This window comes from Mycolicibacterium monacense (genome assembly GCF_010731575.1).
GTDB lineage: Bacteria > Actinomycetota > Actinomycetes > Mycobacteriales > Mycobacteriaceae > Mycobacterium > Mycobacterium monacense.
Genome location: NZ_AP022617.1, coordinates 5,798,835 through 5,813,763, shown reverse-complemented (window position 1 = coordinate 5,813,763; position 14,929 = coordinate 5,798,835). Strand labels below are relative to the sequence as shown.

14 protein-coding genes are annotated in these 14,929 nt (G+C 67.4%); 1 reads left to right on the top strand and 13 read right to left on the bottom strand.

Annotation, left to right across the window (positions count from 1 at the left end):
• Positions 1 to 6: 6 nt before the first annotated feature.
• From G6N49_RS27920 to G6N49_RS27885, 8 genes are all read right to left on the bottom strand, one after another.
• A complete protein-coding gene (locus tag G6N49_RS27920; RefSeq protein WP_011561924.1) occupies positions 7 to 1,239 on the bottom strand; it encodes a cation:proton antiporter domain-containing protein in 1,233 nt (410 codons plus the stop codon).
• A gap of 118 nt (positions 1,240 to 1,357) precedes the next feature.
• Entirely contained in the window at positions 1,358 to 3,772 is a 2,415-nt protein-coding gene (locus G6N49_RS27915; RefSeq protein ID WP_011561925.1) for an alpha/beta hydrolase family protein, read from the bottom strand.
• A 753-nt stretch (positions 3,773 to 4,525) separates the two neighbouring features.
• Positions 4,526 to 4,873 carry a VOC family protein gene (locus G6N49_RS27910; protein ID WP_011561926.1) on the bottom strand — a complete coding sequence of 116 codons (348 nt, stop codon included), beginning with the start codon at positions 4,871 to 4,873 and terminating at the stop codon, positions 4,526 to 4,528.
• A 15-nt stretch (positions 4,874 to 4,888) separates the two neighbouring features.
• Complete coding sequence (locus tag G6N49_RS27905; RefSeq protein ID WP_011561927.1) at positions 4,889 to 6,148, bottom strand: M18 family aminopeptidase; 1,260 nt, start codon at positions 6,146 to 6,148, stop codon at positions 4,889 to 4,891.
• A 65-nt stretch (positions 6,149 to 6,213) separates the two neighbouring features.
• On the bottom strand, positions 6,214 to 7,512 hold the full coding sequence (locus G6N49_RS27900) for a dicarboxylate/amino acid:cation symporter (RefSeq protein WP_011561928.1): 1,299 nt from the start codon (positions 7,510 to 7,512) through the stop codon (positions 6,214 to 6,216).
• Between the two features lie 193 nt (positions 7,513 to 7,705).
• Positions 7,706 to 8,380 carry a phosphoribosylformylglycinamidine synthase subunit PurQ gene (purQ, locus tag G6N49_RS27895; protein WP_011561929.1) on the bottom strand — a complete coding sequence of 225 codons (675 nt, stop codon included), beginning with the start codon at positions 8,378 to 8,380 and terminating at the stop codon, positions 7,706 to 7,708.
• A complete protein-coding gene (purS, locus tag G6N49_RS27890) occupies positions 8,377 to 8,616 on the bottom strand; it encodes a phosphoribosylformylglycinamidine synthase subunit PurS (RefSeq protein WP_011561930.1) in 240 nt (79 codons plus the stop codon). Before purS ends, purQ begins: the two co-directional genes overlap by 4 nt.
• Before the next feature lie 36 nt (positions 8,617 to 8,652).
• Positions 8,653 to 9,321: an ATPase gene (locus tag G6N49_RS27885; RefSeq protein ID WP_083044849.1), complete on the bottom strand. Its 669-nt coding sequence runs from the start codon at positions 9,319 to 9,321 to the stop codon at positions 8,653 to 8,655.
• Between the two features lie 45 nt (positions 9,322 to 9,366).
• Between G6N49_RS27885 and G6N49_RS27880 the strand changes: the two genes are divergently transcribed.
• The gene (locus G6N49_RS27880) at positions 9,367 to 10,020 is read left to right on the top strand and encodes an MBL fold metallo-hydrolase (protein ID WP_083044850.1); all 654 of its coding nucleotides are present in this window, start codon (positions 9,367 to 9,369) and stop codon (positions 10,018 to 10,020) included.
• Positions 10,021 to 10,031: 11 nt separating this feature from the next.
• Here the strand turns inward: G6N49_RS27880 and G6N49_RS27875 are convergent, their stop codons facing one another.
• The 5 genes from G6N49_RS27875 to G6N49_RS27855 are packed head-to-tail and all read right to left on the bottom strand — an operon-like array spanning position 10,032 to position 14,912.
• Positions 10,032 to 10,736: a DUF2334 domain-containing protein gene (locus tag G6N49_RS27875; protein WP_083044851.1), complete on the bottom strand. Its 705-nt coding sequence runs from the start codon at positions 10,734 to 10,736 to the stop codon at positions 10,032 to 10,034.
• A 59-nt stretch (positions 10,737 to 10,795) separates the two neighbouring features.
• Positions 10,796 to 11,293, bottom strand: coding sequence for a glutathione peroxidase (locus G6N49_RS27870; RefSeq protein WP_011561934.1), 498 nt, complete (start codon positions 11,291 to 11,293; stop codon positions 10,796 to 10,798).
• 22 nt (positions 11,294 to 11,315) lie between these two features.
• Entirely contained in the window at positions 11,316 to 11,870 is a 555-nt protein-coding gene (locus G6N49_RS27865) for a TetR/AcrR family transcriptional regulator (protein ID WP_011857063.1), read from the bottom strand.
• Positions 11,871 to 11,901: 31 nt separating this feature from the next.
• Positions 11,902 to 14,022, bottom strand: coding sequence for a S9 family peptidase (locus tag G6N49_RS27860; RefSeq protein ID WP_083044864.1), 2,121 nt, complete (start codon positions 14,020 to 14,022; stop codon positions 11,902 to 11,904).
• Positions 14,019 to 14,912, bottom strand: coding sequence for a phosphoribosylaminoimidazolesuccinocarboxamide synthase (locus tag G6N49_RS27855; protein WP_011561937.1), 894 nt, complete (start codon positions 14,910 to 14,912; stop codon positions 14,019 to 14,021). The genes G6N49_RS27860 and G6N49_RS27855 overlap by 4 nt, the downstream gene beginning before the upstream one ends.
• Positions 14,913 to 14,929 lie beyond the last annotated feature (17 nt).

Below are 14,929 nucleotides of genomic sequence, written 5' to 3'. Positions count from 1 at the left end.
GACAGTCTATTTCCCCGGGCCGCTGTGCTCCGCGTCGCGGGACGCCGGGTGGCGCGCGGCGTAGGCGTGAGCGGCGGCGGGGGCGGCCACACCGTGCAGGATGACGCTCCCCAGAACGCACAGGACGACGACCAGGCCCACGGTGTGTTCGTCGCCTCCGTCGAGCACGTTGAACGCGAGCAGGCCGAACACGATCGTCGTGGTGCCACGGGGCCCGAGCCCGCCGACCAGCAGGCGTTCGGGGAGGTCGAAGCGGGTTCCGAGCATCCCGATCAGCACCGGGACGATGCGGACCACGGTCAGCGCGAGCAGGCTGAACACCACCGCGCCGAGGGTGACGCCGACCTCGAAGATCGCCACGGCGGCCACCCCGAAGGCGAACCACATGCCGACGGTGAGCAGGAAGCCGACGTCGTCGACGAGTTCGAGGTCGCCGCGGAGGTCGTCGGAGTGCCGCAGGTATTTGAAGGCGATGCCGCAGACGAACGCCGAGACGAAGCCGTTGCCGTCGATGGCCAGGCTCAGGCCGAACGCCAGCAGCGGCGCGGCGACCAGGATCAGTCGGTTGGACTGATGAGTGGTCCAGCCCCGCTGTTGGGCGCCGTTGGCCGCGAGCGCGAGGAGGGTGCCGACGAGCAGGCCGACCAGGATGGCCTTGGCGGCCTGCGGCACCGCCGCCTCGAGCGCCTGCAGCGGAGTGTCGGCGCGGGTGTCCTGATCGGCGAGCACCAGGGCGAAGATGAAGAGCGGCGAGACGATGCCGTCGTTGTACCCGGCCTCGACGTTGAGCAGATCGCGCACCCGCTCGGGCACCCGCCGGTCACGCAGGATCGACGACACCGGCGCGAAGTCGATCGGCACGACGATGCAGGCGATCACGAGCAGGACCGCCCACGACGAGCCGGGCAGCAGCCACAGCCCGAAGATCAGGGCGGTGGCGACGCCCAGCGGCAGCGAAACGAACAGGATGCGCATCGCGGCCTTGGGTTCGTAGCCGAACAGGCCGCCGCGCACGTCGGTGGCATCGACGAAAAGCAGGATGGCCAGGATGATTTCGGCGACGTGTTCGGCGATCTCGGTGTTGAGGCCGTCCGCGACGCGGTCCGAGGTGGCGAGGCCGATCAGCACTCCGGCCAGGACGATCACCATGGGTGCGGTGACGCGCCAGCGCTCCATGCGGCGGGCCAGCACGCCCCACCCGGCCAGCACGGCGGACACCGCGATCAGCGACAGCAACACGACGGCGATCTTTCCAGGGCCGGTCCGGTTGTCGACCGGACACGCGCCAAGGCCCCCTGCCGGTCCGACTCTGTCCCCCCGAGTCGGTGGCAGGAGGCCTTGGGGTCTCGCGAGGCGGCTAGGCCGCCGGTTCCTTATCCGTTTCGGTGTCGTTGTCCGAAACCGTGGTACTCCTCGACGGCGGTGTGAGGGCCTTCTTGACGCCGTCCCGCAGATCGTCGGCGGCGTCGTTCAGGCGGTCACCCACCCGATCGATCGAACGCTCGATGGTCTTCGACAGCTGCCCACCCTTGATCTGTCCGCCGCCGGTGACCTTCTTGTCGCCCTTGGGAGTTGCGGATTCCTCGCCCTCCAGGACAGCCCCCGGGTCGACGTCCGCCTCTGCCGGAGGCAGGTCGGACTTCACCTCACCTGCGGGCTGACCCGGCTGCTCGGTTCCCGCGACCTTCAGCGTGGCTTCGATGTCCTCATCGTCCACGCCGCCCTTTGCCTGCTCCGACGTGATCGTCACGTCGGCCGGCGCGTTGGGCAGATCCTCGAGTGCGCCCAGCAGCGCCTCATTGATCCGTTCTGTGAGAGTCCAGAGGCTGTCACGGAACTCGGTCACGGTGTCGGCCGCATCCTCCGGCAGCGCATCGCGCAGCCCGTAGAGGGCCGGGTCGGCGATCCACAGCGGGGCGTCGACGGTGTTCTCGATGAGGTCCGCCAGCGCCTCGGGACCCCCCTCGGCGAGCGCTGCCAAGCGCGTCGGCCCCAGCACCGTCGCGGCCAGCAGTCGCAGCGCCGACGCGCTCAGACCCTCGGTCACGTCGAACGCTGAATCGACCGGGCCGCTGGGCGGGGTGTAATCCACCGGCGCCTCACGTTCGAAAGCGATGTTGAGCGTCCGTGCCAGCGTCTCGCCGAGCCGCGTCAGCGGATCGTCGGAGCCACCGACGGCCGGTGCCGCAGCCGCCGCCAGTGTGCTCGTCGAATTCAGCCCCGGCAGACCGAGATTGCCGCCGATGATGTCCGCCAGATCCGGGAACGCGGTCAGCAGCTCCGGCAGCTCCGCGGGACCGGTCGGCAGACCGAGCAGTCCGGCGATGATCGCCAGCGGATTCGGACCGGCGAGCGGGCCCTTCACGCCGGGGATTCCGGTGAAGAAGGCGTTCTGGACACCGGCGGCGAACGCGGTGGCGAGATCGCCCGGCACCTGACCCCAGTCGACGTTCTCGGGGAAGGTGAAGAAGGGGGCGTAATCACTGCCGAAGTCGCCGGTGAAGTCACGCGGATACGGATCGAGCGGGTTGCTCATGTCCTGGGTGACGTTCGTGTAGCCCAGGTTGACCAGGATCTTCAGCGCCGGCTCGACCGCGTCCGCGAACGGGTTGGTGAAGCCGAACGCTCCGCCGGTGAACAGGTTGGCGAAGTCGGTCGGATACCGGAACGGCTCCAGGAGCGGCAACGCGTCGGATTCGAGCGTGAGGAACGTGTTGAGAGCATCCTCAGTCAAGACGTTTGGGAGAAGTACCTGAGGCGGCAGCTCGGTCAAGATCGGCCCAAGGAGGAAGTTGAGTATCGCGCTTTCAGCCGTACCCAATACCGGCTCGGTGAGCTGGGGCAGGAAGCCGGCGAGGTCAGCACCTCGGAGGATGTACGTCGGGAACGCAAACGCCGCTGCGTTGTTCGCGAGCGTGAACGGGTTGGGCCACGCCGCAAAGTCGGAAAGCGGGTCGTACTCCACCGTCGCGTCGACCTTGATCGGCACCAGGATGGCGGAGCCATCGGTCTCGACGTCAACGTCCGGGGTGACAACACTGTTGAAGCCGAACAACCCGAGAATCGGGTCGAGCACCGGAGCGAAACGCGCGGCGATACCGCCATCGGCACGCCCCGGATTTCTGAGCAGGATGAGAGGCAGAACCGTGAGGCTCGGACCGGGCAAAGTGGACTCGCTGCCGCCCGGCTGGTTGGGCAGGTCGGCCACGACGTCTGGGTATGCCATCCCCGTCGCCAATGAACCCAGACCGAACGCGATCACAATCGGCAGGCGGACGTTGCCCAAGGGGATCGAGAGTGGCGGGCCGCCCGGGACGAAGATGTTGGGAATCGTGGCGACAATGCCGTAGGGCGTCTCGTTGATCTCGTTCGCGATCAAGGGCGGGTACGCCGGAACCCAGAAGGGATTCGCGCCGAGCAGCGCGAGAGCGCCGAACGGCGGTCCGGTGGTGATGATGTTGAGCCCCGCGCCCGTGATGGGCAAATCACCCAGCAGGCCTGGAATGAGGCCGCTCAGGTCGACGCCCAAGGCATCGAGAAGGAACCCGAGATTCGGCACGGCAGCCGGATCGAACTCACCCGCGCCGGGCAGCGCAAGGTTCAGGTCGAGGGCCTCGGTGCCTGGCACCTCCCCGATGCCTGGCAAGGCCAATGCGCCTGCCGAAGGGGCAGTGAGCCCCATGGTCATGGCAGCGGACGTCGCCGCCACACCGCCCATCAGCGCAGCCTTCTTGATGCGCCGCCGAACCCCTTTGTTCCGATGTTTCGCCACTACTGACTCCCCTTCAGCAACCAACCGTTGGTCTGTGACGAAGCTAACACGAACCTGAGAGAACCTGAAAAAAACCTGAGCTGCATCTGAGATTCAGTTGAACATGAAATCATCTCTGCAGGTAAACCACCGCCTCACCTGCGGATAGGCAGCTTGCATAACGGCATCGCCAGCATAATTTCGCTGATGGTGCGATCTTGATACCGACCCATTCCATGGGACAGCTCATGGCGCGAGGACCCCGGGTAACTGGCACTGGCCCCCCGCGGTTCGTGCTGCCCGCAGCAAGGCAGCAGTCAGCCACTTTTCTTGTCCGACGCCCTCCTAGGTCGCCCGCCATGGCCACCTACGCCAGCCGATCTTGAAATTGCCTCAGCCTGCGGATTCTGTTGCAGCTGAAACACTCACACGCTCGCCTGTCGTTGCTCGCCACCCGCATGAAACACGTCACCACTGTTATTCCGGAGATCGTCTGCGTCGCAGACGGGGAGCGTTGCTGACATCTGCGGCGCTGCGGGCCCGGCGATCATGCGGGAGACGGCTACCCATGCGGGGGTGGTTGCTGAAACCGCGCAGTCCGTCACCATGCAGTTGGGCGATGTTTGCTCACGGCGCGCGGTAATACGGAACACACAGTTGAATGTGCCTACTCAAGAATCTGAGCGGATTGCACCACCGCGGCGAACATATGCGTCGGCCACGGTAGGGTCATCTGACCGGGAGGTGGACATCTAGCAAATAAACGCGGGCGATTCACGCACTCCCGATGCAGAACGCGTTCCCGGCGGGATCCGTCAGCACGACCCAGCTGAACTCGTCCCCAAAACTGTGCCTGGCCGTCTCCGAGGCGCCGAGTCCGACGAGGCGCGACACCTCCGCGTCGACGTCGGCGGCGGTGAAGTCGACGTGCACGCGGTTCTTGCCCGGCGTCACGTCCGGCACCTTCTGGAAGCCCAGCCGCGGTCCGCCCTCACGGATGACCACCACGAACTCACCTGGCTCCAACGCCGTCACCTCGCCGCCGACCGCCTCCGCCCACCACTGGGCCAGCGCGTCGGGATCGGTGCAGTCGAACGTGATCATCTCCACGGTCATCGCCATGGAGCCGACGATAAATCAGGCCGGTGACAAGAACGCCTGCAGCGCCGCGGAGTACGCCGCGACATCATCGGCACCCATGACTTCGCGCGCGGAATGCATGGCCAACTGCGCGGCGCCGACGTCCACGGTGGGAATCCCGGTGCGCGCCGACGTCATCGGCCCGATCGTGGACCCGCACGGCAGGTCGGCCCGATGTTCGTAGCGTTGCATCGGCACCCCGGCCTGCGCACACGCCAGCGCGAACGTCGCAGCGGTGCGTCCGTCCGTGGCGTAACGCAGGTTCGGCTGCACCTTGAGCACCGGCCCGGCGTTCACCTCGATGAGGTGGCCGGGTTCGTGGCGCTCCGGGTAGTTGGGATGAGTCGCGTGCGCCATGTCGCCCGATGCCACCACCGAGCCGGACATCCGTCGCAGCAAATCCTCACGGTGTCCGCCGGCCGCCAGCGTGATTCTCTCCAAAACCGTTGGCAGCAGCTCTGATTGAGCCCCGTGATCGGACGTGGATCCGACCTCCTCGTGGTCGAAGAGCGCCAACACCGGCACCACATCGCGAGGCTGCGCCGCCAACAGCGCCTCCAGGCCCGCATAACACGTCGCCTGATTGTCCAGCCTTGGCGCACTGACCAGTTCGCGGTCCGCGCCGACCAACGTCGACGGCGCCAGATCATGGGTCATGAGATCCGCGGCGAGCACGGCATCCTCGGCGACCCCCGCCCGGTCAGCGATGTAGCCCAGGAACGAACGAGCCGAACCACCCACCCCCCACACCGCGTTCACGTGACGCTGCGGGTCGAGGCTGACGCCCTTGCGGTCTTCGGAGAGGTGGATCGCCAGCTGCGGCACCCGCAGAATCGGTTCGTCGATGCGGATCAGCCGGTGTTCGAGCGAGTCACCCGCCCGGATCGACAGTCTGCCGCTGATCCCGAGGTCCCGGTCCAGCCAGGAGTTCAGCCACGCACCGCCGTAGGGCTGCAAAGCCACGATGCGCCAACCGGATACGAACCGGTCCGGGTGTTGTTTGACGCGCAGGTTCGGGCTGTCCGTATGGCCGCCGACGATGCGGAACGGGGCATGGGGGTTCTCACCGGCCCGCCACGCCACCAGTGAGCCGGCCCGCACCGTGAAGTAGTCACCGGCCGCCGACGGCCACGCGTCGCCTTCGGCGAGTTCGGTGAAGCCGGCGTCGCGCAGTCGGTCCGCGACGGTGCCGCACACATGGAACGGGGACGGCGAGGCATCGATGAAGGCGCACAGGCTCTGGGGGCTGGCTGGCATCTCTTCATCTTGACGGTCGAACCGATCGAACGTGCGTCAGGGTCGATTCCCGCCCGACTCGGCGTTCAGTCGGCATCGTCGGCACGGGCCATCGCGCCTTCGAGCTCTTCGAGATCGATCTCATCGGCGATCATCGTCTTCGTCCCGTTGTAGACGTCGCGATCGATTTCGTCATCGGCGTTGGCGACCAGCATCGCGACGAAGGTGTCGCCGTTCACGTTGAGGAACGTGCGGAAGATGCCGGCGAACCAGTCGACGGCGATCAGCAACCCGACGGCCTCGAACGGCAGATCAAGTGACGTCGCGAGGAACATGGCGACAACCGGGAAGCCGCCCGGAACAGTGATCGTTCCCATGTTGAGCAGGATCGCGAGACCCATGCCGAACGCGATCTGACCGAAACTCAAGTCGACGCCGCCCGCCTGGGCGAGGAACAGGACGACGATCACGTAGTTGAGCACGGCTCCGTACGACCCCATCGTCAACCCGATCGACAGCGTGAAGTTCGCGATCTTCTGGCTGACCCCGAATTTTTCGACGGTGTTCTTCAGCACCGTCGGGAAGGTCACCGCCGAACTCGTCGTGGTGATCGCGATCGCGGTCTGCTCGGCGAGCTTGCCGGGCAGCTTCGCCGGGTTCAGCCGCGTGCGCAGGGTGACGACCACGACGAACAAGGCGAAGAGGATGAGCACGCCGAGCAGGGTCGCGCCCAGGTACTTCAGCGCCGACGTCACGACCGCGAAGCCGACGTCGCCGGCCAGCGCCGCCAGCAGACAGAACACGCCGATCGGCGCGATGTACATGACCAGCCGGATCATGGTGAGCACGACCTGCTGAATCTGATCGATGAGGGTGAGGACCCTGGTGTCGCCGGTCTTGTTGATCTGGGTGCGCAGGGCGAGTCCGAACAGCAGCGAGAACACGATGATCGGCACCATCGACGCGGTCGACATCGCGTCGAAGATGTTCGTCGAGACGAAGTTGAGTAGCGTCTCCTGCCAGCCCAGCGCCTCGTCGGCCGACCCCGCGAGCTCGGAGTCCAGTTCCCCGTCGAAGACCATGCCGGCGCCGGGCCGGATCAGTTCGCCGAGCAGCCAGGCCAGGACCGCTGCGACGGCGGAGAAACCGAGCATCCACTTGAACGTGCGCAGTGCGATCCGGCCTGTTCCTGCGCCGTTCATCGAGCCGGTCGCGACGATCACCGACGCCATCACCAGCGGCACGATCGACATCTGGATGAGTCGGATGAACATGTCCCCGATGAACTTCAGGTTCGCCGCCCACTCGCCGACGCTCAGCCCGAACGCCAGTCCCGCGATTGCGGCGATGCCGATCTGGACTGCGGGGTGGGCCAAGACCTTCATGCGTACCTCCGAACACCGCGGCGAAACGGGCCCGGCGTCGCGGTCCGTCGATTGCATTACCGCGCGGACACTATGACGAGGTGACTACCGGCAGGTGGCAAAGACGTTTCAGGCGCGTTTCAGAGCCGGAACGCACGCTTGGAGCGCCAATAGCGCAGCGGCGCAGCCTGATACGAGGTACTGGCGACCGAACCTAGACGGTCAGCACCGCGTCGAGCGCCGAGTAGAACAACCCCAGGCCGTCATCGGAGGGGCCGGTGAGCGCCTCGGTGGCGTGTTCGGGGTGCGGCATGAGGCCGACGACGCGCCCGTTCGCCGAGCTGATGCCGGCGATGTCGCGCATCGATCCGTTGAGGTTCTCGCGGTAGCGGAACACCACCCGGCCCTCGCCCTCGAGCTCGTCGAGGACTTTCTCGCTGGCGACGTAGCGGCCCTCCCCCGACTTCAGCGGGATGAGCAGATCGGCGCCGTTCTCGTAGCGGGTGGTCCATGCCGAGGTGTTGGAGGCGACCTGCAGCCAGGTGTCGCGGCAGATGAAGTGCAGACCGATGTTGCGGGTCAGCGCCCCGGGCAGCAGCCCGGCTTCGCACAGCACTTGAAAGCCGTTGCAGATGCCGAGCACCGGCATACCGCCCTCGGCGGCGCGCACGACCTCACCCATGACCGGTGCGAACTTCGCGATCGCCCCCGCACGCAAGTAGTCGCCGTAGGAGAACCCGCCGGGCACGATGACGGCGTCGACCTTCTTGAGGTCGGCGTCGGCGTGCCACAGGCTGACCGGCTCACCGCCGGCGAGGCGCACCGCGCGGGCCGCGTCGACGTCGTCGAGGGTTCCGGGGAAGGTGATCACTCCCACCCGGGCGCTCATGCGCCCTCTCTACTGACCGACCAGTCCTCGATGACGGTGTTCGCCAGCAGCGATTCGGCGATCTCGGCCACCGTCTCGTCCGTGACGTCGCCGTCGAACTCCAACTCGAATCGTTTGCCTTGACGGACATCTGAGACGCCCGTCACACCGAGACGACCCAGGGCGCCGACGATCGCCTGCCCCTGGGGGTCGAGGATCTCCGCCTTGGGCATCACGTGCACCACCACCTTCGCCACGCCGATGACTTTACCGGTACAGCGGCGCTGCGCCGGCTACCGGCATGAGCCGATGTAGGCGGTACACAGCGGCGCGCCCATCGCATCGAGCACGAAAGCGTCCGGCACCGGTCGCCAGAGCACCGACGGCTGGGCCGTGGACCACAGCGCCAGTTCGGTGACCGTGCTGTTGCGCGGCTCGGCGACCAGGTACTGATGCAGCACCGCGCGGTCGGGGGCGCTCACCACCGCGGCCAACCTCGTTGGCTCGAACGTGGTGATCGACGGGGACGCCGACGGGGCGGTGCGCTGGCATGCGCGCAGCGCGGCGACCGCGTCGTCGAACACCGCGGTCGCCAGTTGGCCGCCCTGCCACACGTCCCCGCGCCAGTGCATGACCTGCGCCTGCAGATGCCACTGCCCGTCCGGTGATGTGACCGACGCCCTCGCCGCAACCGCCCACGTGCACGGGTCGTCAATAGCCATCGGCGGGGTCGCGCACGTCTCCTCGAACCGGAACCGGGGCGTGACGGCGGTGACCGACAACGTCGACAGCTCCGGCCAGCGGTACACGTCGTACAGCGGTATCGAGGTCGGCGCGATCCACGCCGACCGGGGAATCCGGTCGCAGTTCGGCGGGCAGTCCATCGGGTTGGCCGTCGCCGCGGCCGGCGTCACGAACGCCCACCCGCAACTCGCCAGCACCGCCGCCACCAGCAACCGCATTCAAACCCCCACCACCGGCCCCCGCCTGAGCGCCACAATATAGCCATGCAATTGACCCATTTCGGCCATTCGTGCCTACTCGCGAGCTTTTCGGACGGTTCCGCGTCTGAGACAACGGTTTTGTTCGATCCAGGCACGTTCTCGCACGGATTCGAGGGCATCACCGGTCTGTCGGCGATCCTGATCACCCATCAGCATCCCGACCACGCCGACGTCAACCGCCTACCGGCGCTGCTCGACGCGAATCCGCAGGCCGCGCTGTACTGCGATCCGCAGACCGCACAACAACTCGGCGGCTCGTGGCGCGCGGTGCACGCGGGCGACGCGTTCACCGTCGGCCACCTGACCGTCCGCGGGGTAGGCGGCCACCACGCGATCATCCACCCCGAACTGCCCGAGATCGACAACATCTCGTATCTGATCGGCGACGGTGATCATCCGGCCCGGCTCATGCACCCCGGCGACGCGCTGTTCGAACCCGGTGAACCGGTCGACGTGCTGGCGGCGCCGGCGGCGGCGCCCTGGATGAAGATCTCCGAGGCCGTCGAGTACCTGAGGGCCGTCGCACCGGCCCACGCGGTGCCGATCCACCAGGGCATCATCGACCCGAGCGCCCGCGGGATCTTCTACGGGCGCTTGAGCGAGATGACCGACACCGACTTCCAGGTCCTCGACGAGGAGAGCAGCACCGAGTTCTAGACGGCGACGGTCTAGGCGGCATCGCTCAGCGCGGCACCGGGTCCCCACCGGTACACCTGGGGTGCGCACCGGTGCATCAACGCGAGGTCGATCGCATCCAGCACGGCTCGTCGCGGTCCGATCCGGCCGAGTTGCTTGGCCGAGACGTTGAGTCGGACCACGCCGGCGCGCCGGGCGGTGCGCTCGGCGGTGAGCACCACGGTGCGACACCACCACGGCTCGGTCAGAAATCCTGCGCCGACGCCCACCACGCGGGCCCGCATCGTCGTTCCGCGAACCAGGTCGGTCACGCCGCCGAGCCCGGCGAGCACTCGGAAACCGTTGCGCGGCAGTGCCATCACGGTTCCCTGCGACACCGTCCAGCCCGGCGCGGCGAAGAGCCGGGTGCGCAGCCCGAGGTGTTCGAGCACCCGGTCGGCGCCCATCAGTCGCAGGTTGGCCTCGTGTGCGGCAAGCGAGGCGAACTCGCTGCGCCGCTTCTTGGTGGCGGCCTCGTCGAATCCGTGCAGCACGATCGCGTCGCCGGATGCCCGCCGGTCGCGCAGCCATTCGACGGTCGGAGCGTCGCGGTCGAGACGGTAGCCGCCCTTGAGGCGCGGAGCCACCAGGAACGACGCCGGCACACCGCGGGCGTCGAGTTCGGCGCGGAACCCGGCGACGTCGGCGAGGGTGCGCGCGCTGACGTGGGAGATCGAGAGGATCAGTTGTCCAGCCACGCCTGCAGCATGACAACTCGAGGTGTCCCGACGGTTGCCGTCACGTCGACGGCAGCTGTCTATTTCGGGAGGACGGCCTCGATGGCGGAGATCACCTCGGGGGCGTCGGGTTCGGTGCGCGGCCGGAACCGGTTGACGACCTCACCGCCCGGCGCGAGCAGGAACTTCTCGAAGTTCCACTGCACGTCGCCCGCCTCACCGCCGGCGTCGGGCGTCTGCGTCAGCTCGGCGTAGAGCGGGTGGCGGTCGGCTCCGTTGACGTCGGTCTTGGCCAGCAGCGGGAAGGTCACGCCGTAGGTGGTCGAGCAGAACGTCTGGATTTCTTCGGCCGTCCCCGGTTCCTGCCCCATGAACTGGTTGCACGGCACGCCGATCACCGTCAGACCGCGGTCGCCGTAGTCCTGCGCCAGCTTCTCCAGCGCGCTGTACTGCGGGGTGAGCCCGCACTTCGACGCGACGTTGACCACGAGCACGGCGCCGTCGGCCAGCTCCCTCAGAGACGTCGAGGTGCCGTCGAGTGTGTTGAGCTCGATGTCGAGCAGGTACGACTCAGTCATGCCCGGACGCTACCGCACGCCGCTAACCGGCGAACAGCATCCGGGCGGCCCGCTCGATCTGGGCGAGCGGATCCCCCTCGGTGGCGATCAGATCGTTGAGCCACAACATGATGAAGCCGTGCACCAGCGACCAGGCCGCGAGCGCCGCGCCTTCGGGGTCCGATTGCGAGCGGGCGTCGGTCAGCGTCGCGACGCCCCGGTTGAGTTCCTGTCCCGCTGCGGCTTTCGCTTCGGCCAGTTCGGAATTGGTTTCGTCGATCAGCGACTTGTCGAACATCACCTCGTAGTGGCCCGGGTGGTCGAGCGCGAAGCGGACGTAGGCGCTCGCCGCGTTGAGGAAGTCCGGACGGGCATCGGCCAGCGCCTCGGCGAGCATCCGCCACCCCTGTGCGGCCAGAGCCGTGAACAGCCCGCGACGGTCGGTGAAGTGGTGTGCCGGCGCCGCGTGTGACACCCCGGCCGCGCGGGCGAGTTCGCGCAGCGAGATGCCGTCGGCACCGCGTTCGGCGACCAGTTCGGCGGCCTGCGCCAGGATCGCCGATTTCAGGTCGCCGTGGTGGTAGCTCGACTTGGCCACCCGACCATCCTATCCGCGGTCTTGACAGTGACTAGTTCGGGCTTCGGTTGTCGTAGGTCTCCGGGTCGGCGGTCGCGAGCACCCAGGCGTACTGGAACGCGGCTTCCTTCCACCGTTCGTAGCGTCCGCTGATCCCGCCGTGTCCGGCGCTCATCTCGGTCTTGAGCAGCACCGGGTTCCCGTCGGTCTTCGTGTGCCGAAGGGCGGCAATCCATTTCGCCGGTTCGACGTAGTACACCCGGGTGTCGTTGAGCGAGGTCATCGCCAGAATCGGCGGATAGTCCTTGGCGACGACGTTCTCGTACGGCGAGTAGGACTTCATGTAGTGGTAGACGTGCTCGTGCTCGAGCGGGTTGCCCCATTCGTCCCACTCGGTGACCGTCAGCGGCAGCGACGGGTCGAGGATCGTGGTCAACGGATCGACGAACGGCACCTGCGCCAGGAAGCCGGCGAACAGTTCGGGCGCCAGGTTGGCGACCGCACCGATCAACAACCCACCTGCGCTGCCGCCGAGCGCCACCAGGTTCTGCGGCCGCGTGGTGTCGGTGGCGATGAGATGCCTTGCCACCGCGATGAAGTCGGTGAAGGTGTTGCCCTTCTCCAGCATCTTGCCCTGTTCGTACCACGGCCGGCCGAGTTCCCCGCCGCCGCGGACGTGGGCGACGGCGAACACCATGCCGCGGTCCAGCAGGGAGAGCCGGGCGATCGAGAACCGTGGGTCCTCACACGACTCGTAGGCGCCGTAGCCGTAGAGCAGGGTCGGTGCCGGAAACTGAAGGCCGGCACGGTGGACGATCGAGATGGGCACCCGCGCGCCGTCCGGGGCGATCGCCCAGTCCCTGCGCTCGACGTAGTCCTCGGGCCGGTAGCCGCCGAGCACCGACTGCTCGCGCAGCAGCGTGCGCTCCCCTGTTGCGAGGTCGAGGTCGTAGATCCGCACCGGGGTGACGAAAGACGTTGCCGCGATGCGCATTTTCGGCGCGTCCCAGTTCGGGTTGCCGCCCAGCCCCGCCGAGGTCAGTTCGGTGTCGAAGGTGATGTCCTCGGCGCGACCGTATGATCCGTCGGCGCCCAGGGGCCACAGTTGGATCTTGGGCAGTGCCTCTTCGCGGTAACTCAGCACGAGGTGTTCGGCGAACGCGTCGACCGCGTCGAGTCGCACGTCCTCGCGGTGTTCGATGAGCGTGCGGGCCGCGCCCGGATCGGCCACCGGCGCGTCGACGAGTGCGAAGTTCTCCGCACCGTCGTTGTGCATGATGAGGAACCGGTCCTCCCCGCCGACCACCGCGTGTTCGACGGAGTACTCGACCCCGTCGCGGCGCGGCCACACCACGGCGAACTCCGCCTCCGGATCACTCGCGTCGGCGTAGCGCACCTCCGAGGTGACGGCGCTGCCCGCGGCGATGATCAGGTACTTGTCGCTGCGGGTGCGGCCGACGCCCAGCCAGTACCGTTCGTCGGGTTCGTGGTACACCCGTTCGGCCGGCAACCCCGCCCCCAACCGGTGGCGCCACACGGTGTCGGGCCGCCAGGCGTCGTCGACGGTGCTGTAGTAGATGGTGCGGTTGTCGGCGGCCCAGGTGGCGCCGGCACCGATCCCGACGATCGTGTCGTCGTACTGCTCGCCGGTGCGGAGGTCTTTGAACCGCAGTGTGTACCGCTCGTCGCCCACTGTGTCGACGGAGTAGGCCAGGACGTTGCCGTCGATGCTGACGGTGGCCGCCCCGAGCGCGAAGAACTCGTGGCCCTCGGCTTCGACGTTCTCGTCGAGCAGGACCTGTTCACCGTCGATGGTGGTGTTCTCGTCGAGCACCGGAGGTGTCCAGTCCTCGGGATCTGCGACAGGGCAACGGCAGTGGACGCCGTACTGCTTACCCTCGAAGCTGCGCCCGTAGTACCACCAGTTGCCGCGCCGGGTGGGCACCGAGAGGTCGGTCTCCTTGGTGCGGGCCTTGATCTCGTCGAAGATCTTCTGCCGCAACGGCGCGAGATGCGCGGTCTGCGCCTCGGTGTAGGCGTTCTCGGCCTCCAGGTGGGCAAGCACCTCGGGATCGGATTTGTCGCGCAGCCACTCGTAGGGGTCGATGAACACGTCGCCGTGGTGTTCGCGCCGCTGTTCAACCCGTTTGGCCTGCGGCGGCGGGACGGTCATGCGCTCGCGCCGATCCACTCGGCGAAGCTCAGACCCGAAATGCGTTCGTAGGCTTCGATGTAACGCGAACGGGTGGCGTCGACGATCTCGGCGGGAAGCGGCGGCGGGGGTTGATCGGCGGCGCGGTCCCAGCCGGACTCCGGGCCGGTGAGCCAGTTGCGGACGAACTGTTTGTCGTAGCTGGGTTGCACCTGCCCCTCGCGGTAGGCGTCCGCGTACCAGTACCGCGACGAGTCGGGGGTGAACACCTCGTCGGCGAGTACCAGTTCGCCCGACGGATCGACCCCGAACTCGAATTTGGTGTCGGCGATGATGATTCCCTTCGTCAGCGCGTGGTCGGCGCCCTGGGTGTAGATCTGCAGCGTGCGCTCACGCAGCTGGGCGGCGCGCTTCTCCCCGACCAGGTCGACGGTGGCGGCGAAGTCGATGTTCTCGTCGTGCAGACCGAGTTCGGCCTTGGACGCCGGCGTGTAGAGCGGTTCGGCGAACTTGCTCGCCTCGGTGAGCCCGGGCGGCAGCGTCAGTCCGCACAGCGTGCCGGTCTTGCGGTAGTCGATCAGCCCCGACCCGGTGAGGTAGCCGCGGGCCACACATTCGACGGGCAGCATCTCCAGTTGGCGCACCACGAGCGCGCGGCCGAGCACCTCCTCGGGGATGCGCGGGTCGTCGGGTGGGCCCGCGAGGTGGTTGGGGGCGTCGATGAGGTCGAAGAAGAACACGCTCATCGCGGTGAGGATGCGGCCCTTGTCCGGGATCTCCGAGGACAGGATGTGGTCGTACGCCGAGATGCGGTCGGTGGCGACGAACAGCAGGTGCTCGTCGTCGATGCGGTACAACTCGCGAACCTTGCCGCTGGCCAGATGGCGGTAGTCGGACAGAGCGGGGCGCATCGGGCCAGCCTATCGGG